This window comes from Methylobacterium sp. WSM2598, assembly GCF_000379105.1.
Lineage (GTDB): Bacteria > Pseudomonadota > Alphaproteobacteria > Rhizobiales > Beijerinckiaceae > Methylobacterium.
Genome location: NZ_KB900609.1, coordinates 6,803,530 through 6,819,569, shown reverse-complemented (window position 1 = coordinate 6,819,569; position 16,040 = coordinate 6,803,530). Strand labels below are relative to the sequence as shown.

General features: G+C 74.6%; 17 protein-coding genes, 1 tRNA gene and 1 pseudogene. 7 read left to right on the top strand and 12 right to left on the bottom strand.

The window, feature by feature from the left end:
• Positions 1-258: 258 nt before the first annotated feature.
• From MET2598_RS40125 to MET2598_RS0131735, 3 genes and pseudogenes are all read right to left on the bottom strand, one after another.
• A pseudogene (locus MET2598_RS40125) lies at positions 259-1,006 on the bottom strand (IS5 family transposase); the annotation flags it as partial.
• Positions 1,007-1,627: 621 nt separating this feature from the next.
• Positions 1,628-1,701 (bottom strand) — tRNA-Gly (locus MET2598_RS0131740).
• 42 nt (positions 1,702-1,743) lie between these two features.
• Positions 1,744-3,060 carry a chloride channel protein gene (locus MET2598_RS0131735; protein WP_012335813.1) on the bottom strand — a complete coding sequence of 439 codons (1,317 nt, stop codon included), beginning with the start codon at positions 3,058-3,060 and terminating at the stop codon, positions 1,744-1,746.
• A 232-nt stretch (positions 3,061-3,292) separates the two neighbouring features.
• Between MET2598_RS0131735 and panE the strand changes: the two genes are divergently transcribed.
• Positions 3,293-4,237 carry a 2-dehydropantoate 2-reductase gene (gene panE, locus MET2598_RS0131730; RefSeq protein ID WP_012335814.1) on the top strand — a complete coding sequence of 315 codons (945 nt, stop codon included), beginning with the start codon at positions 3,293-3,295 and terminating at the stop codon, positions 4,235-4,237.
• A gap of 472 nt (positions 4,238-4,709) precedes the next feature.
• Complete coding sequence (locus MET2598_RS0131725) at positions 4,710-5,225, top strand: hypothetical protein (protein WP_012335815.1); 516 nt, start codon at positions 4,710-4,712, stop codon at positions 5,223-5,225.
• A 423-nt stretch (positions 5,226-5,648) separates the two neighbouring features.
• Here the strand turns inward: MET2598_RS0131725 and MET2598_RS0131720 are convergent, their stop codons facing one another.
• Positions 5,649-6,350, bottom strand: a complete 702-nt coding sequence (locus MET2598_RS0131720; RefSeq protein ID WP_026191037.1) for an SDR family oxidoreductase — start codon at positions 6,348-6,350, stop codon at positions 5,649-5,651.
• 123 nt (positions 6,351-6,473) lie between these two features.
• Between MET2598_RS0131720 and MET2598_RS0131715 the strand changes: the two genes are divergently transcribed.
• Together MET2598_RS0131715 and MET2598_RS0131710 are read left to right on the top strand one after the other, a co-directional pair.
• Positions 6,474-6,815, top strand: coding sequence for a hypothetical protein (locus MET2598_RS0131715; RefSeq protein ID WP_018263573.1), 342 nt, complete (start codon positions 6,474-6,476; stop codon positions 6,813-6,815).
• A gap of 36 nt (positions 6,816-6,851) precedes the next feature.
• Complete coding sequence (locus MET2598_RS0131710) at positions 6,852-7,736, top strand: dihydrodipicolinate synthase family protein (RefSeq protein WP_012335818.1); 885 nt, start codon at positions 6,852-6,854, stop codon at positions 7,734-7,736.
• Positions 7,737-7,824: 88 nt separating this feature from the next.
• Here the strand turns inward: MET2598_RS0131710 and MET2598_RS0131705 are convergent, their stop codons facing one another.
• From MET2598_RS0131705 to MET2598_RS0131695, 3 genes are all read right to left on the bottom strand, one after another.
• Positions 7,825-8,322: a peptide deformylase gene (locus MET2598_RS0131705; RefSeq protein WP_012335819.1), complete on the bottom strand. Its 498-nt coding sequence runs from the start codon at positions 8,320-8,322 to the stop codon at positions 7,825-7,827.
• 8 nt (positions 8,323-8,330) lie between these two features.
• The gene (locus MET2598_RS42450) at positions 8,331-8,501 is read right to left on the bottom strand and encodes a hypothetical protein (protein ID WP_012335820.1); all 171 of its coding nucleotides are present in this window, start codon (positions 8,499-8,501) and stop codon (positions 8,331-8,333) included.
• A gap of 520 nt (positions 8,502-9,021) precedes the next feature.
• On the bottom strand, positions 9,022-9,540 hold the full coding sequence (locus MET2598_RS0131695; RefSeq protein WP_012335821.1) for a hypothetical protein: 519 nt from the start codon (positions 9,538-9,540) through the stop codon (positions 9,022-9,024).
• Positions 9,541-9,783: 243 nt separating this feature from the next.
• Here MET2598_RS0131695 and MET2598_RS0131690 point away from each other — a divergent pair, with 243 nt between their 5' ends.
• Entirely contained in the window at positions 9,784-10,464 is a 681-nt protein-coding gene (locus tag MET2598_RS0131690) for a cell wall hydrolase (protein WP_018263572.1), read from the top strand.
• A gap of 82 nt (positions 10,465-10,546) precedes the next feature.
• Here the strand turns inward: MET2598_RS0131690 and pyk are convergent, their stop codons facing one another.
• Entirely contained in the window at positions 10,547-11,974 is a 1,428-nt protein-coding gene (pyk, locus tag MET2598_RS0131685; RefSeq protein WP_018263571.1) for a pyruvate kinase, read from the bottom strand.
• A 748-nt stretch (positions 11,975-12,722) separates the two neighbouring features.
• Between pyk and MET2598_RS0131680 the strand changes: the two genes are divergently transcribed.
• On the top strand, positions 12,723-13,028 hold the full coding sequence (locus tag MET2598_RS0131680; protein ID WP_236728851.1) for a hypothetical protein: 306 nt from the start codon (positions 12,723-12,725) through the stop codon (positions 13,026-13,028).
• 91 nt (positions 13,029-13,119) lie between these two features.
• Here MET2598_RS0131680 and MET2598_RS0131675 read toward each other — a convergent pair whose 3' ends face one another.
• The 4 genes from MET2598_RS0131675 to MET2598_RS43160 all read right to left on the bottom strand — a co-directional run bounded on the left by MET2598_RS0131675 (position 13,120) and on the right by MET2598_RS43160 (position 15,378).
• Complete coding sequence (locus tag MET2598_RS0131675; protein WP_018263569.1) at positions 13,120-13,734, bottom strand: LysE family translocator; 615 nt, start codon at positions 13,732-13,734, stop codon at positions 13,120-13,122.
• A 320-nt stretch (positions 13,735-14,054) separates the two neighbouring features.
• On the bottom strand, positions 14,055-14,255 hold the full coding sequence (locus MET2598_RS43170) for a hypothetical protein (protein ID WP_018263568.1): 201 nt from the start codon (positions 14,253-14,255) through the stop codon (positions 14,055-14,057).
• Positions 14,256-14,462: 207 nt separating this feature from the next.
• Positions 14,463-14,666: a hypothetical protein gene (locus MET2598_RS0131665; RefSeq protein WP_018263567.1), complete on the bottom strand. Its 204-nt coding sequence runs from the start codon at positions 14,664-14,666 to the stop codon at positions 14,463-14,465.
• A 451-nt stretch (positions 14,667-15,117) separates the two neighbouring features.
• Complete coding sequence (locus MET2598_RS43160) at positions 15,118-15,378, bottom strand: hypothetical protein (RefSeq protein ID WP_236728850.1); 261 nt, start codon at positions 15,376-15,378, stop codon at positions 15,118-15,120.
• Positions 15,379-15,490: 112 nt separating this feature from the next.
• Between MET2598_RS43160 and MET2598_RS43155 the strand changes: the two genes are divergently transcribed.
• On the top strand, positions 15,491-15,859 hold the full coding sequence (locus MET2598_RS43155) for a hypothetical protein (RefSeq protein WP_236728849.1): 369 nt from the start codon (positions 15,491-15,493) through the stop codon (positions 15,857-15,859).
• Positions 15,860-16,040 lie beyond the last annotated feature (181 nt).

Sequence of the window (16,040 nt, the reverse complement as noted above, 5' to 3'; positions counted from 1 at the left end):
AGTGACTGCATGCAGCTTATACCGGGAATGCCGCCGCCGAGCAGAAGATCCACCCCATCCACAGAATTTGCGCCCCCTGAGCGTAGAGGCCGAAGATGTCTGACGCGAACCCTCTCCTTGCAAAGTCTGCGATCGCTTTGGAAAAACGGTGGCCGAGCTGAAGAAGCAGCTCGATGCGATCCAGAAGAGCGATGCGAAGAAGATCGGAGACCGGTAGGCGGACACGGCCAAGTGTATCCTAGGGTCCAGACTCAATCGGCACCAGAACGCGACGACAGCCGCGAGGGCGAGCGCGGAAGCGAAGTTGCGGGCGAGCTCGTCGTCGCGGGTGGCGATGCGCCGGAAGTCCTTCAGGCGGCAGAAGACCGCCTCGATGCGCCAGCGGTCACGGGAGCGTTGCTTGTCCAGCCGGATCTTGCGTGTGCGGGCGCGGGTAGCGGGGTGACCGCGCTGATGCCCTGCTCCCGCAGGTTCCGCCGCAGCCAGTCGGCATCGTAGCCCTTGTCGGCGATCAACCGATGCACCCGGCCGGGCGCCTGGGCCAGCCCGGCGGGCGCGGTCTTCACGTCGCTGGCGTTGCCGGGCGTGAGGTGGATGACCCCCGGTCGGCCGATCACGTCGGTGAGGACGTGGATCTTGGTCGTCGCGCCAGCGCGCGAGGGACCGATCTCCTGTGCGCGGGCCCCCCTTTCCCCCGTGGGCCCTCCGCTGGGCTTTGACGCAGGTCGCCTCGAGGGCGGCGGCCTCGCCGGACCACCCGGCTTTGGCCAGGGCGGCCAGCATGGCGGTCCGGAAGCCGCGGCGCGACCACCTGGTGAAGCGGTTGTAGACGGTGGTCGCGGGCCCGTACTCAGGAGGACAGTCCTGCCAGCGGCCGCTCTTGAGGACGAAGGATGCCCGAGAGGACCGTGCGGTCATCCTCGCGGCGAGCGCCGGGCCGGTTGGTGGGCATGAACGGCGCGATCGTTTGCCACGGCTCGTCCGACAGCCAGAACAGCTCTGCCATAGCCTCCGCCATCTGGGAGGCGTCTGGAATCACGTTATGCTCATGATCGCAATACGTTGAGTGGGTTTAGACCCTGAACTCCAGGCGGTTGCATTCCAACCCCGCCACGCCCGTCCAGACGCTTGCGGCCGCCACAGTAGGCGGCAGATGATCACGAGCCCGCGCGGCGCCTGAGCGCGGCGCCTGCGCGAAGCCGACATCCGCATGGCCGAAAGGGGAGATGGCGAAGCCGTCAACCGGATGGCGGATGAGAGGCCGATATACAGCCCCCCGACTTGCGCCCTGGCCGGACCGGCTCAGAGGTCTTCTGGAGGCTGTCCGTGGGTTCCGTAATCCGCACCATGCTACGCCTTTGCGAATTCGTGGTCCTGACGCGCGCGAGGGCGGGCACAATCTTAACCCGTCGAGGAGCACCTCGTGGGGTATCCCCGTTGCTTGGCTGGATCTACAGAGCCGGCTCACACCACGGGAGGGATTGGGGCGGGCCGATCGGCTGATGGTGCTCAAGGCTCCACGTGAGCGGCACGATTCGGTGCCGCTCGCTGTTACCCGTCGTGTTGCCCGGAAAACGAAACCGCCCTCTCGGGCGGCTCGGACTGGCAGCTAAGTGCTTGAAGTCCTTGGAGCGGGTGAAGGGAATCGAACCCTCGTATTCAGCTTGGAAGGCTGCTGCTCTACCATTGAGCTACACCCGCGCGGGGACCCCGATAGCACGGGGCTCCGGCGATGAGAAGCGGTCAGGCGGGGCCGCGCGAGGGCGCGAGGCGCGCGATGATCGGCGCCGCGAGGGCGTGGTAGAGCCCCTCGGGGCAGATCAGCTTCGAGGTCGCGTCGGCGAGCAGGGCGGCGATCATCAGGGGGATCACCAGGGCGTGGGCCTCGGTCATCTCGGAGACGATCACGAAGGAGGTGATCGGCGCCTGCAGCACGCCGGCGAGGTAGGCCACCATGGCGATCAGCACCAGGGCGCCGGCCGGGGCCGCCGGGAGCAGCGGGGCGAGGTGCGCGCCCAGCCCCGCCCCCACCGCGAGCGAGGGCGCGAACAGCCCGCCCGGAATGCCGCTGATCGAGGAGAGCGTGGTGGCGGCGAATTTCGCCGGGCCGAACCAGGGCGCGGGCGCGGCCTCGCCGTGCAGCAGCGCCCTCGCCTCCGCGTAGCCGGTGCCGTGGACGTGGCCGCCGGTGGCGAGCCCGCACAGGGCGACGCCGAGGCCGCACAGCATCGCGAAGGCGATCGGATGCGCCCGCATCAGCGCCCCCGGCCGCCCCGGCAGCCCGCGGGCGGCCGCGATCACGATGCGGCTGAACAGCCCGCCGCAGACCCCGCCGAGGAGGCCGAACAGCGGCACCGCGAGCCAGGCCGGCCCGAAGGGCAGGCTCGCCGCCGTCGTGCCGAAATACGCGTAGTTGCCGACGAGGGCGAGGGAAGTCAGGCCCGCGGCGATCACGGTGCCGAGCACGAGGCCGCTCGTCCTGGCCTCGAACGAGCGGCTGAGCTCCTCGATCCCGAACACGATGCCGGCGAGCGGCGTGTTGAAGGCCGCCGCCACCCCGGCCGCCCCGCCCGCGAGCAGGAGGCCGCGCTGGTGCTCCGGCGCCCGGCGGCCGGCCGCCGCCATCAGGGCGGCGCCCACCTGCACGGTCGGCCCCTCGCGCCCCGTCGAGGCGCCGCAGAGGAGGCCGAGCGTCATCACCACGATCTTGCCGAAGGCGACCCGCAGCGAGACCAGGCCCGCGCGCCGGGCCGGATCGGCGATGTGGCGCGCGGCGATCACCTGCGGGATGCCGCTCCCCTCGGAATTCGGGAAGATGGTGCGGGCGAGGAGCGCCGCGAGGCCGAAGCCGAGGGGCGTCACCGCCAGCGCGAGGAGGGGCGAGACGCCGAGCATCGCCTGGAGCGCCGCCTGGGCGGCGTCGGCGAGCTGCGCCATCAGCACCGCCGCCGCTCCGACGCAGAGGCCCCCGACCAGGAAGAGGGCGCGGCGCGTCCCGGGATCGATGATCCGGCGGCGCAGGGGGCCCGAGACGCGCGGCCACGATCCGACCCTGCGCATGCCGCGCCATCCTCCATGAACCGCCCGCGCTCCCGACCCGGGCGCTCCCACCTTGGACGAAAGGGCAGGGGATGCGAAGCTGTTCCGGCCGCGGGCGTGCCATACCCTGTGGGCGGCCCCGAGCGGGATCCGGCCACGCGGCGATCGGATCCCGCTCGCGGTCATCGACGAGGCCGCCTCGTCCGACGAACCGGTCGCGGCCTCGTCGGGCAAGGCTCCAGGGAGAGGCGCGATGCGGGTTCTGGTGGTCGGGGCGGGCGCGACGGGCGGCTATTTCGGGGCGCGGCTCGCCGAGGCCGGGCGGGACGTGACCTTCCTGGTGCGGCCCGCGCGCGCCGCGCGCCTCGCCGCCCGGGGCCTCACCGTGAAGAGCCCGGTGCGCGACGCGCACCTGGCGGCCCCGGCGACCGTCACGGCCGGCGCGATTCCCGGCCCCTACGACCTCGTGCTCCTGAGCTGCAAGGCCTACGACCTCGCCGGCGCGATCGAGGACCTCGCCCCGGCGGTCGGGCCCGGGACCGCGATCCTGCCAATCCTCAACGGCATGGCCCATCTCGACGCCCTCGACGCCCGCTTCGGGCCCGCGCGCGTGCTCGGCGGCTCCTGCGCCATCGCGGCGACGCTCGGCCCGGAGGGCGAGATCGTGCAGATGAGCGACCTGCACAGCCTCACCTTCGGCGAGCGGGACGGGACGCGCTCGGCCCGGGTCGAGGCGGTCGCGGCGCTGATGCGGGACGCCACCTTCACGGCCCGGCTCACCGACAAGGTGCTGCTGGAGATGTGGGAGAAGTGGGTCTTCCTCGCGACGCTCGCGGGCGGGACCTGCCTGATGCGGGGCACGGTCGGGGACATCGTCGGGGCGCCGGGGGGGCGGGCGCTGATGCTCGGCCTCCTCGACGAGTGCCGCCGCATCGCCGCGCAGGCCGGCTACGCCCCGCGCGAGAAGTTCCTGGAGACCAGCCGCGGCACCCTCACGGCCGAGGGCTCCGCCTTCACCGCCTCGATGCTGCGCGACATCGAGAAGGGGGCCGCCATCGAGGCCGACCACATCGTCGGCGACCTGCTGCGGCGCGGCCGCGCCGGGGCGCCCGAGGCGCCCTTCCCGCATCTCGACACGGTGCTCACCCATCTCAAGACCTACGAGCGGCGGCGCGCCCGTCAGGAGGCCCGCGCCTGATACGCCATCCGGTTGATGGCTTCGCCATCTCCGATTTCGGCCATGCGGATGTCGGCGTCGCTCAGGCGCCGCGCTCAGGCGCCGCGCGGGCTGGTGATCCGGGATCCGCTTCGATCAAGCGGATCCCGTATGACACGAACGGTCATCTCTCATGACCATCGGTTCCGTTCTCCAAGCAAAGTTGCATGGGGCCATCCTGCTTGGTCTGTTGGTGTCGCATCATGTTTCGCTGACGCGGTGCTTCGGTTCGCCGCCGAACCGGTGGCCACGTCGGCACCGGCCGGTCCCGGCCGGCGGAATGATGCGCAGGGGTCGCCAAGCCTCCGGCTCGGGGTCGACCCGTCGAGAGGGCCGACGGCCGGATGCGTCGGCACCCTGGGCCGTCGACATGACTGCCGCGGTCGCTTGCCGCAGCGCGCATCCGAACTAAGCTCCGCGGCGTTTGGGCCGGTTGGGATCTGGGAGAGTCGCGATGGCCGAGAGCGAGCCCCGCGTCGAGGCCGCCACCCCGTCGCCCTGCTGCGCGCCGGCGGTGCTGTCGGATTTCGCGTCCTTCTTCGAGGAGCAGCGCCGCAAGCGCCACGCCGCCGAGGAGCCGGCCGCGGCGCCCGCCCCCGCCGCGCCGCTCTCGCCCGAGGACCTGCGGCGCGTCGCCCTGCTGAAGGGCATCGCCGCCGAGGTGCTCGAAGCCGCCGCCGCCCAGCTCGCCCCCTGCGGCGTCCTCGTCGAGCGCGGGCCCTCCCTGCGCGGCCGCCCGGATTTCGAGCAGGCCTACACGCAGTTCATGCTCATCAACCGCGGCAGCGGCCGCGCCTCGCCGGTCTACGTGATGAGCATCACGGATGCCGGCTACTTCCTCGCCAGCGCCTGCGACCCGGCCCTCGACCACGACCGCGACGACCGCCAGGTCACCCACGCGGCCGCGAGCGAGCTCACCTGCGAAATCGTCGCCCGCGTGGTGAAGGACGCCATCCTGCACGTGGTGTGATGCACGGCCCAGGATGCCGACGGACCGGGCCGTCGCGCCTCTCGAAGGGGCGACCCCGGGCCGGAGGCGTGGCGAGAAATGCGAGGGCGGAACCGGCGGTCATGAGCCATCAGCGCCGGTGTGAGCCGGCTCACTGGCCGCTTGACCCGCGCCCCCGAACGGGCGCAGCATGACCGGGTCGAAGTCGACGAGAGGAGGTCAGCGATGTGCGCTCACGGCCATCACCCTCAGGCGACCCGCACGGCCGAAAGCGGCGAGGACACGCCGCCGGACCAGATCCGACAGGGATAGTGGCTCCAGGGCGGTCAGATCCGGCGCGGGCCGAGACGGCATCCTAACCGCGCCGACCCCAAGATACCGGCAACCCTGGGGCGTGGCCCCTGCCCACAAGGCCCGTCGGTCGCCCCGGCGGGCCTCTTCGCGTCACACGGCGCGGGTCAGCCCGCCGTCGACCCGGATGTTCTGCCCGGTGATGTAGCCGCCCCGCGTGGTGGCGAGGAGCGCGACGACCTCGGCCACCTCCGCCACGGTGCCGTAGCGGCCGAGCGGGATGCTGGCGCGCCGCTCCGGCCTCTCCGGCAGGCTGTCGATGAAGCCCGGCAGGACGTTGTTCATGCGGATGTTCTCCGGGGCGTAGCGGTCCGCGAACAGCTTGGCGAAGGCGGCGAGCCCGGCCCGGAAGACGCCCGAGGTCGGGAAGGCCGGATCGGGCTCGAAGGCCGCGAAGGTCGAGATGTTGACGATCGCGCCGCCGCCCTGGCGCTGCATGATCGGCGTGACGAGGCGGGTCGGGCGCACCACGTTGAGGAAATACACCTCCATGCCGCGGTGCCACTCCTCGTCGGAGAGGTCGAGGATCGGGGCGCGCGGCCCGTGCCCGGCGCTGTTGACCAGGACGTCGATCCGCCCGAACCGCGCCATCGCGAGGTCGACGAGGCGCGCGAGGTCGTCGTTGGACTGGTTGGAGCCGGTCACGCCGACCCCTCCGAGTTCCGCCGCCAGCGCCTCGCCGCGGCCGGACGAGGACAGGATCGCGAGGCGGAACCCCTCCTCGGCGAGCCGCCGCGCGGCCCCCGCCCCCATCCCGCTGCCTCCGGCGGTCACCACGGCGACTCTCTCGGTCATCGACTCGCTCCCGTTCGGGCCGGCGCCCGGGCGCGGCCCCGCCCCACCCTGGAGCGGGGGCGGCGCTGGGTCAAAGCCGGCCGGCGCTCCCGCGGCGCCGCGCCCTGCCGTAGAATGGGCGCCATGACGCGCCGTCTCGCCCTCCCGCTCGCCGCCCTCCCGCTCGCCACCCTGGCGATCTCCGTCGCGCAGCCGGCCGCCGCCCAGGGCGCGCTGGTGACGAACCCCTTCGCCTCGAACCTGCCCTCGGTGCCGGTGCCGCCGCCCGCGGCACCCGCCGCCTTGCGCTTCCCCGCCGCCGTGGCGCCGGCCTACGCGGACCGCTCGCCCGGCATCGCCCGGCGCCTGACCTGCCTCGACCAGTACCGCGCCAACCGGGCGGCCGGGCGGGGCAATGGCGGCCTGCGCTGGACCGCCCGGGGCGGGGGCTACTATTCCGCCTGCAACCGGCAGCTCGGCGGCTGATCCCGATCCCGTCCCTCCCGCCCCGGACCCGAGCCGATGCGCGACCTCCACGGCGTCTTCCCCTACCTCGTCTCGCCCCTCGACGCGGAGGGCCGGGTGATGCGCCCGGTGCTGGCCGACCTCGTCGAGCACCTGATCGCGGCCGGCGTGCACGGCCTCACGCCCCTCGGCTCGACCGGCGAGTTCGCCTACCTCACCCCCGCGCAGAAGCTCGCCGTGGTCGAGACCGTGGTCGAGGCGGCGGCGGGGCGGGTGCCGGTGATCGCGGGCGTGGCCGCGACCGCGACGGCCGAGGCGGTCTCCCTCGCCCGCGCCGTGATGGAGCGCGGGGCGGACGGCGTCATGGCGACCCTGGAGGCCTATTTCCCGGTGCCCGACGACGGCATCGAGACCTATTTCACCGCCATCGCGGCGGCGGTGGACGGGCCGGTCGTGCTCTACACCAACCCGCATTTCCAGCGCGCCGACCTGTCGCTGCCGCTGATCCGGCGGCTCTCCCGGGTCGGCAACATCCGCTACATCAAGGACGCCTCGACCAATACCGGGCGGCTCCTGTCCATCCTGAGCGAGACCGAGGGGCGGATGCGGGTCTTCGCCGCCTCCTCGCACATCCCGGCCTGCGTGATGCTGATCGGGGGCGTCGGCTGGATGGCGGGGCCGGCCTGCCTGGTGCCGCGCCAGAGCGTCGCCCTCTACGAGCGGGCGCGGGCGGGCGACTGGGCCGGCGCCATGGCGCTCCAGCGCGACCTCTGGGCGGTGAACCAGGCCTTCGCGCGCTACAACCTCGCGGCCTGCGTCAAGGCCGGGCTCGCCCTGCAGGGCTTCGCGGTCGGCGACCCGGTCCCGCCCCAGGCGGCCCTGGACGAGGCGGCGCGCGCCGACCTCGCCCGCATCCTCGGGGCCGCGGGCGCCCTCGCCTGATCGCACTCGCCTGATCGCCTTGGCCTGATCGCCTTGGCCTGATCGCCTTGGCCTACCGCCCGGGCCGCCGGCCGGGGCCGACGGGTGGTCAGGAGCGCCCCGCGCGGGCGAAGCGCTTGAGCAGCCGCTCGCGCCTCAGGCGCGACAGGCGCTCGGTCCAGAACACGCCGTCGAGCTGGTCGATCTCGTGCTGCAGGCAGGCGGCGAGGAAGCCCTCGGCCTCGACCTCGCGGGCGGTGCCGTCGAGGTCCTGGTAGCGCACCCGCACCCGGGCCGGGCGCTCGACCTCCTCGTCGACGCCCGGCATCGCCACGCTGCCCTCGCGGTGGCGCGCCGTCTCGGGGGAGGCGTGGACGACCTGCGGGTTGACGCAGGTCATGAGCGGGGCTCCCGGCCCGAGCCGGATCACGGTGAGCCGGATCGAAGCCCCGACATGCGGCCCGGTGAGGCCGATCGCGCGATGCGCGTCGAGCGTCTCGGCGAGGTCCGCCGCGAAGGCGGCGACGCGCGGGTCGGGGAGGGCGGCCGGCGGCACCGCCCGCCGCAGGCAGGCATCCGGGTAGCGCAGCAGGGGCAGGATCGCCACGGGGCGGCTCAGCGGGTGTGCAGCTCGGCCGGCCACAGGCCGGACCGCTCGACCCCGACGATGAGCAGCACCACCGCCGCCGTCACCGCCAGGATGACGAGGAGCTGCCGCCCGGGCACCCCGCGGCTGATGAGGAAGAGGACGAGGAGCAGCGAGACGATGGAGACGGCGACGGTCATGGCGGCTCTCCAGGGCGGGCGGGGCGCCCGTTGCCAGGGCGGGGCGCCCGTAGACGGGGCGCAGCCCACCTCTAGAGGCTGCTATGGCCCGCACAACACCTGTCTGCGGGCCATCACAGCCTCTCGAGCAGCACCCGATCACGTTGCAATCGGGTGCTGCTCTCGATCTTTGATCTTGCCGCATTTTCTGCGACGAACCGGCATCCACTTCGTCGGAAAATGCTCTAGGGGATCGGCGATGCGCGGGCAGCCCCCTTCGCCGGTCCGGCCTGACCGATGCCGCTGCGGCGCCGTCCCGGGCCGGTCGTCATTCCCCAGCCGTGCATCCCGGCGAGCGGCCTCCAGGAGCCGAGTTCCGCCCTGATCCCGACGGCCCGGGATGCCGGCGCATCGGACCGTCGACCCTCTCGGATCGTCGACGCACGCCGATGGCGTGACGACGATGCGAGACCGGAACCGACGGTCGTGAGACAGGACCGTTGGTCTGGCGCGGCAGGCCTGCGGGCCGGCGCCCGCCGCCTCACGGGGCGCGGCCGCGGCGCAGGGCCGGGAGCGCCTGCCGCAGCTCCTGCGAGGCGCGCCGCAGGGCCGGCAGGGCCTGCTGCAGGGCCGGCAGGGTCCGCTGCAGGCGCTCGCGCAGGGAGGGGCGGGCGCTGCGCGCGAGGTCGCGCGCGCAGCCGCGCGCGGCGTCCGGGCTGAACGCGAAGGCGATCTCGGTCCCCTCCGCGACCGTGAGGGAGAGGGCGGGGTGCTCCGGCGCGAGCCGGCCCGCCGTCCAGCGCAGCACCGGGAAGAAGCAATTCTCTACCGCGGTGCCGGGCGGGACCGGGTGGTCGCGGTCGGCGGAGACCGAGGCGGTGGCGATGAGCGTGAGGCCGAGATCGGCGGCCTCGGCGGCGCTCAGCCGGACCGGGTAGGTGCGCGGGCCGAACGAGACCGCGAGCGTGACGCCGTCCGGCCCCGCCGTGGTCACCGCGAAGGCGATGCCGGTCGCCGCCGGACCTTGCGCCTTCGGGAGCGTCGCCTCGTCCTCGACCATGCGGGTCCCTCCGCCCGGCGGAGCTCCTCGGCGGCCGCCCTGCCGGTCCGTACCTCTGCGGCGAGGCTTGCCGCAGCGCAAGAGACGCCGCCTCCGGCCCCGCGCCGAATCATAGACGGGCCTGTCAAGGCAAAAGAGTGGCATCTTGGCCGGATCGTTGCCAATCCTCTGCCACATTTGCCGTCGAGCTTGTGCCAAAGCGTGACTGCAAGCTTCGGGGGGTGCATGCCGCGAGCGCGATCGATGTCTCTGGCCGCCGGTCTGGTGGTTCTCGCCTGCGCGCCTCATCTGGGCGGCTGCGGCGTCCTGGCTCCCGGCTTCGACCGGGTGGCGACCACCGGCTCGCTGCCGAACGGGAAGCGCGTCGCCGCGGTGACCGCCGCCGATCGCGAGTGCCTCGCCCGCGCGATGTATTTCGAGTCCAACCGGTCGAGCGACGAGGGGCTGCTCGCGGTCGGCACGGTGGTGATGAACCGCCTGCAGGCAGCCTCCTACCCGGAATCGATCTGCGGCGTCGTCGGCCAGCCGCGCCAGTTCGCGGCCGGCGTGCTGCGCAAGCCGATGCGCGACCAGGACCGCGAGAAGGTCGAGCAGGTCGCGGACGCGGTCCTCGCCGGCCAGCGCCACGACGGCGTCGGCGGCGCGATGTTCTTCCACACCGCGGGGCTGCGCTTCCCCTACCGGAACATGCACTACGTGGCCCTGGCGGGCGGCAACGCCTTCTACGAGAAGCGCTCGCGCGGCGAGCGGGAGGGCATGCCCTCCGCCGCCCCGTCCCCCTCCGTGCAGGTGGCGATGGCCCGCCTGCCGGCCCGCCCGACCCGCGTCGCCCGCGCGACCGGTCAGACGCCGCTCGCCGAACTGGGCCCGGCCCGCAACGTCTGCCGCGTCGCCGCCGCCGAGGCGCGGATCGACCGGGGCTGAGCCGGCGCGGCGGGCGCCCCGCCCGCTCGGGCCGCCGACCGCCCCCCTTGCGCACGGCGTCCTGCGGCCCGCAGGCCGGCCCTCACCCTCCGGCGCGGCCGAGTTCCACCACCCGCAGGTTGTTGGTGGTGCCCGGCGTGCCGAACGGGATGCCGGCCACCACCACGATCAGGTCGGGGCTCTGGGCGAAACCCTCCTGGCCCGCCATCTCGGCCGCCCGCGCCACCATCTGCTCGTAGGAGGAGACGTCGTCCGACAGGACGCTGTGCGCCCCCCAGTACAGGCTGAGGCGGCGCGACACGCCGGCATCGGGCGTCATCGCCAGGATCGGCACGTGCGGCCGCTTGCGGGCGATGCGCGCCGCCGTCGTGCCGCTCGACGTGAAGGCGACGATCGCCTTGGCGTCGATCGCGTCGGCGAGCCCCGCGGCCGCCGCCGCCACCGCGTGGGGCGGGCTGTCCTCCACCTCCGGCTCGCTCGCCGCCACGAGGGAGCGGTAGAGCCGGTGCTGCTCGGTGCGGCGGATGATCCGGTCCATCATCGCCACCGCCTCGACCGGGTACTGGCCGACCGCCGACTCGGCCGAGAGCATCACCGCGTCGGCGCCGTCATAGACCGCGGTCGCCACGTCCGACGCCTCCGCCCGGGTCGGGCTCGGGGCCGAGACCATCGAGTCGAGCATCTGGGTCGCCACGATCACCGGCTTCACCGCGTGGCGGCAGGCGCGCACCAGCTCCTTCTGGCGGCCCGGCACGTCCTCGGGCGGCAACTCCACCCCGAGATCGCCGCGCGCCACCATCACCGCATCCGAGAGCCGCACGATGTCCTCGATGTGCTCCAGCGCCGAGGGCTTCTCGATCTTGGTCATCAGCCCGGCCCGGCCGCCGATCAGCCCGCGCGCCTCGATCACGTCGGAGGGCGTCTGCACGAAGGAGAGGGCGACCCAGTCCACGCCGAGGTCGAGCCCGAAGGCGAGGTCGGCCCGGTCCTTCGCGGTCAGGGGGGAGAGCGCCAGCACGGTGCCCGGCAGGTTCACGCCCTTGCGGTCGGAGACGACGCCCCCCGTCACCACCTCGGCGTCGAGGCGCTCGTCCGTCACGCCCGTCACCCGCACGCGCACCCGCCCGTCGTCGATGAGCAGGTCCTGGCCGGGCGTCACCGCGGCGAAGATCTCGGGATGCGGCAGCGGGATCGCGTCCGCGCCGCCGGCCTCTCCCTCGCGCACGAAGCGCACGGCCTCGCCCGCCTCCAGGGCCAGGCGCCCGCCCGCGACGGTGCCGAGCCGGATCTTCGGCCCCTGCAGGTCCTGCAGGACGCCGATCGGTCGCCCGGTGTCCCTCTCGAGGGCGCGGATCGCCGCGTAGACCCGGGCGTGGTCGTCGTGGCTCCCGTGCGAGAAGTTCAGCCGGAACGTGTCGACCCCGGCGAGGAAGAGCGCCCGCAGGCGCTCCGGGGCGGCGCTCGCCGGCCCGACGGTGGCGACGATCTTGGCGTGGCGGTGGCGTCGCATGGCGAAGCTCCTGTGCGTGGCGATCGAGGCGCCGGCGCCTCGGGGCGCGGCGCGGGTCCGGCCGCGGGACGCGAGGGGGCGGGCGCGGCCGGGTCGAGGTCCGAATCACCGCCCGGCCGAACCGGGACGGTGGGTCGTTTCGGCCCGGCCGTCTCGCCAATTGGTACGAGATGACGCCGCCGGCCGCGACCGCTCACGCGCCTGTGATGGCGCGCTCGCGCCTCCCGCTCCCGCACCGCGCCGGGGAGCGGCGCGCCCCGCCGTCGCGCGCGGCGCCGGACCTCTCCGCGCGGGGGCGTGACCGGGCGGCAGGCGCCGCGCCGCGCCGCCGGCGGGAGGGCGCCGCTGCGCCGCAAGGCCTTGCGGCATCTGGCGGAGTTCGGGCCGCATCCGGGCCCTCGCGGCGCCCCCGGCGCCGCGAGGGCCCGGATGCGGCCTGCCCGCCGGCGCCGACTCCCCGACAGGTATGCCGCCCCGGACGGGGTGGGCGTGGCGAGCCGGAAGCGGCGCATGGGCGGACCTCCTCGTGCCGCCGACAGTGAGGGCAACGGCTGGCTTCGTCACCCCCGGCGCTCGATTCGGGGCGCTTGACGCTGCGGGTGCTGCGGCGCACCATTCCCATTATGCAGGCCGGTTCTGACGGCCCCGCGACACTGGGCCGAGGGAGGAGAGACCAGGCACCATGCTGTTCCAGCCCCCCGTCTTCGAGACCATCTTCCGAATCCCTGTCGCGCACAGGTTGATGATCATGGGCTCTCGCAGCCGCGGTGGCCCGGCGCACGGCGTGTGCTGGTTCCACACGGAGGTCGATCCGGCCGGCCAGGTCGTCGCCCGCTACGAGACCTACGACGAGACGGACGCGCAGGGCCGCGACCGCTGCGGCTGGCGCAAGTTCGACCTGTGCGGCCGGCTCGTCGCCCGGCACGAGGTCGCCCTGCGCTGGTCCGAACTCGTGCGGATGAGTTCCCGCCGCGAGGCCGAGACCGCCCTGCAGGGGCCGCTGCCGCGGCCCGCGCCGGCGCGCCGCGAGGCGCAGGATCTGGTCGCCGCCTGATCGCGGCGACGGGGCGCCGCCTGATCGCGGCGATCCGGCCGGCGCCCGATCGCGGCGATCCGGCCGGCGCCCGATCGCGGCGACGCTCGCCTCAGCGGGCCGTTGCCGCGGCGAGGCCAGCCCCGATCATCAGGCCGCCCGCCGCGCGGTTCGCCCGCCGGAGGGCCCTGGGCTCGCGCAGGAGCGCCCGGGCGCGCCGCGCCGACAGGATGTAGGCCCCGACCACCCCGATCTCGACCGCGACGATGATGGCGGCGAGCAGGCCGGTCTCGCGCAGGGTCAGCGACGTCCCGACCACGTTGGGCAGCAGCGCCAGAGAGAAGAGCGGCATCTTCGGGTTGCCGAGATTGAGGGCGAGCCCCGCCGCGAAGGCCGAGGCGACGCCGCGCCGGCCGGGCGCCGGCCCCGCCCCCGGGGCCGCGGCGGGCGCCGACCACAGCCGGATCCCGGCCAGGACGAGGGAGGCGGCGCCCGCGTAGCGCAGCACGGTCATCGCCGATTCCATCCGCGCCGCGAGGGCGGACAGGCCCAGGGCCGAGAGGAGCAGCACCGTCAGGATGCCGGCCACCATGCCGGCCCCGTAGGCGAGACCCGATCGGGCGCCGTGCGAGACGGTGCGGGCCACGATGGCGATGTTGTCGGGGCCGGGGCTCGCCGCGAAGGCCGTGAAGGCGACCGCGAAGGCCGCGAGCGTCGAGACATCCATGAGACCTCCGTCGGGTGTGCGGAGGCCGTGACGCAAGGGCAGTGCCGCGGCGCGCCCGCGGAGGCGGGTCGGGCCGGAGGCGCGCGCACCTCCGGCCCATCTCGCCGTTCCGAGGCTGGGGGAACTCGGAACGGCGAGAACCGGTCGTTCAGGCCGGCCCGGACCAGGCCGAATTCGGATCCCTCGCGCCCCATGCCGGAATGGGCACCCGTCGCGGCGCCGTGGATCGTCGTGGCGCGCCCGCGGTCGAGGTCGACGGAGAGGCCTTCGAGCTTGGCGCTGAACAGGTCGGTGATCGCCTCCGCGATGCCCCTCGGCCGTCAGTCGGTGCGCACGGTGCCGGGCAGGGCCCCCGTGTCGGCTGACGCAAAGGAGGGCAGGCTGCCGCCTCCGGCGGCGAAGCCGCCGCGGGTCGCGACCGCGCCGGAGGTCGGATCGGTGAAGCGGCCGCTCCCCGCGCCGAAGCCGTGGCCGGCATTCGCGCCCGCGGAGAAGCCCGTCCAGGTGACGACCGGCGCCACGGCAGGGGAGGCGGGGCCGCCTTGCGGGGCAGGTCCGCCGCGAGGGACGCCGTGCCGAGGCAGGCGCCGCCGAGCGCCCCGAGGAGGATCGTTCGGATCATGGATGTCAGCCATGGCTGGCAGAGGGGCGCGGCCCCGCCCGCTGCGGGGCCGCGGAGCGGCCGGAGGAGGCCTCCGGTGCCGGAGGCCTCCTCCGGCGAGGAGGCGTCAGAGCGTGCGCAGGATCAGCAGCGTCTGGAGCGCCACCAGCAGCACGGAGCCGCCGATCACGAGGAGGAGCCCGAGCAGCACGACTGTCGCGCCGCCATCCTCCGCCTTGCCGGCCGGGCGGGGCGCCGCCCAGCGGCCGCCGAGTTCCGGGGCCGGGAACCGGATCACCCTGCCGGTCGGGTCCTGCCGAGGGGGCGTCATCGCCGATCGCCTCACCGGGAGGACGCGGCCGGGCGGAGGTGACCCGCCGCGGGCGCCGCCGCGAGCGGGATCCCCAGCGCCAGGACGATTGCGAGGGCGCAACCCGCCATGGCGCGCGAGGGCAGCGGCAGGGCACTACGACGGCCTGTCGCCAGACCTCGCCCGGCGCCTGGAGGCGCGGGCGCGCGAGATCGCCATGGAGGCGCTCCAGCAGGCCAACCGCGAGGCCCACGCCGCCTGCGAGACCGATCCGGGGGCGCGGCGCGCTGGAATTTCGGCATCGACATGTACAGCGAGGAGGCGCCGGCCCCGCCGCCCGCGACCCCGGCCGCGTGAGGATCCCCGCCTTGGCCGACGCGCTCAGCGGCCGCGCCCTCCTGCGTCTCCTCTCCGGCGCCGCCGCGCTCGCCCTTCCGCGCCCGGCTGGGGTGGCGGGCGACGGGATCCGCGATCAGGGCATCGGCGGCACCGGCACCCGGCCGGGCGACGAGGAGGGGACCGCGGCATCGGCGGCACCGGCGTCATCGGCACGATCCGGGCCTTCGGCAGCATCGTGGTCAACGATCTGCGCATCGCCTACGCGCCGGACGTGCCGGTCGCCATCGACGGGCGGCCCGCGACCGCGTCCGACCTCCGGCTCGACCAGGTGGTACAGGTGGTGGCGCGCGCGGGCGAGGCGGGAGTCTCCGCGGCGCGGATCGACGTGGTCCACGAGGTGGTGGGCCCGGTGAGCGCGGTCGGGCGGGGCCGGCTCACCGTGCTCGGCCAGAGCGTGGTCACGGCCGGGGCGGCGGCGCTCCTGGCGCCTCGGCGAGCGCGTGGCGGTGAGCGGGCTGCGGCGGCCGGACGGGCGCATCGCGGCGAGCCGCGTCGATCCGGCCGGGGACCTGCCGAGCCGCGTCGCCGGGCCGGTGCGCCGGGGCCCCGGCGGCACGCCGCGGATCGGCGCCCTGCCGCTGCCGGGGCTGGCGCCCGGCCTCGTCGGGGGCCGCGCCGTGGTGGAGGGAACGGAGATGGGCCGCCGCTTCGCCATGGTGGAGGGCCGCTCGGCCGAGGCGCCGTTCGGGCCGGAGGTCGGGCGAGTCTCGATCGAGGCCTACGTGGCGCGGGAGGGCGGGCGCCTGCGCCTCGGCTCGGGGCTCGCGGTCGCCGGAACGCGCCGGCGCTGCCGCGCGGCGGCGGGCTCGCGGTGATCGAGGCGGTGGCGGGGCCTGCGGGGCGCCTGACCGTGCGGGATTTGCGCCTGCGCCCGGGATCGTCCGAGGGCGGGGCGCGGCCGGCCGCGCCGGGGCCTGGCGGGTTCGGCCTCGACCGCCGGATGCCGGGGGCACCCGCGGGAATCGGCCGCGGCGGGCTCCCGCTCGATCGGCGGCT

What these genes read in the sequence shown, in the direction of transcription:
- MET2598_RS0131735 (WP_012335813.1), bottom strand. Translation starts at nt 3,060, where the DNA reads ATGCGCAGGGTCGGATCGTGGCCGCGCGTCTCGGGCCCCCTGCGCCGC.
- panE (WP_012335814.1), top strand. Translation starts at nt 3,293, where the DNA reads ATGCGGGTTCTGGTGGTCGGGGCGGGCGCGACGGGCGGCTATTTCGGG.
- MET2598_RS0131725 (WP_012335815.1), top strand. Translation starts at nt 4,710, where the DNA reads ATGGCCGAGAGCGAGCCCCGCGTCGAGGCCGCCACCCCGTCGCCCTGC.
- MET2598_RS0131720 (WP_026191037.1), bottom strand. Translation starts at nt 6,350, where the DNA reads ATGACCGAGAGAGTCGCCGTGGTGACCGCCGGAGGCAGCGGGATGGGG.
- MET2598_RS0131715 (WP_018263573.1), top strand. Translation starts at nt 6,474, where the DNA reads ATGACGCGCCGTCTCGCCCTCCCGCTCGCCGCCCTCCCGCTCGCCACC.
- MET2598_RS0131710 (WP_012335818.1), top strand. Translation starts at nt 6,852, where the DNA reads ATGCGCGACCTCCACGGCGTCTTCCCCTACCTCGTCTCGCCCCTCGAC.
- MET2598_RS42450 (WP_012335820.1), bottom strand. Translation starts at nt 8,501, where the DNA reads ATGACCGTCGCCGTCTCCATCGTCTCGCTGCTCCTCGTCCTCTTCCTC.
- MET2598_RS0131695 (WP_012335821.1), bottom strand. Translation starts at nt 9,540, where the DNA reads ATGGTCGAGGACGAGGCGACGCTCCCGAAGGCGCAAGGTCCGGCGGCG.
- MET2598_RS0131690 (WP_018263572.1), top strand. Translation starts at nt 9,784, where the DNA reads ATGTCTCTGGCCGCCGGTCTGGTGGTTCTCGCCTGCGCGCCTCATCTG.
- pyk (WP_018263571.1), bottom strand. Translation starts at nt 11,974, where the DNA reads ATGCGACGCCACCGCCACGCCAAGATCGTCGCCACCGTCGGGCCGGCG.
- MET2598_RS0131680 (WP_236728851.1), top strand. Translation starts at nt 12,723, where the DNA reads ATGGGCTCTCGCAGCCGCGGTGGCCCGGCGCACGGCGTGTGCTGGTTC.
- MET2598_RS0131675 (WP_018263569.1), bottom strand. Translation starts at nt 13,734, where the DNA reads ATGGATGTCTCGACGCTCGCGGCCTTCGCGGTCGCCTTCACGGCCTTC.
- MET2598_RS0131665 (WP_018263567.1), bottom strand. Translation starts at nt 14,666, where the DNA reads ATGACGCCCCCTCGGCAGGACCCGACCGGCAGGGTGATCCGGTTCCCG.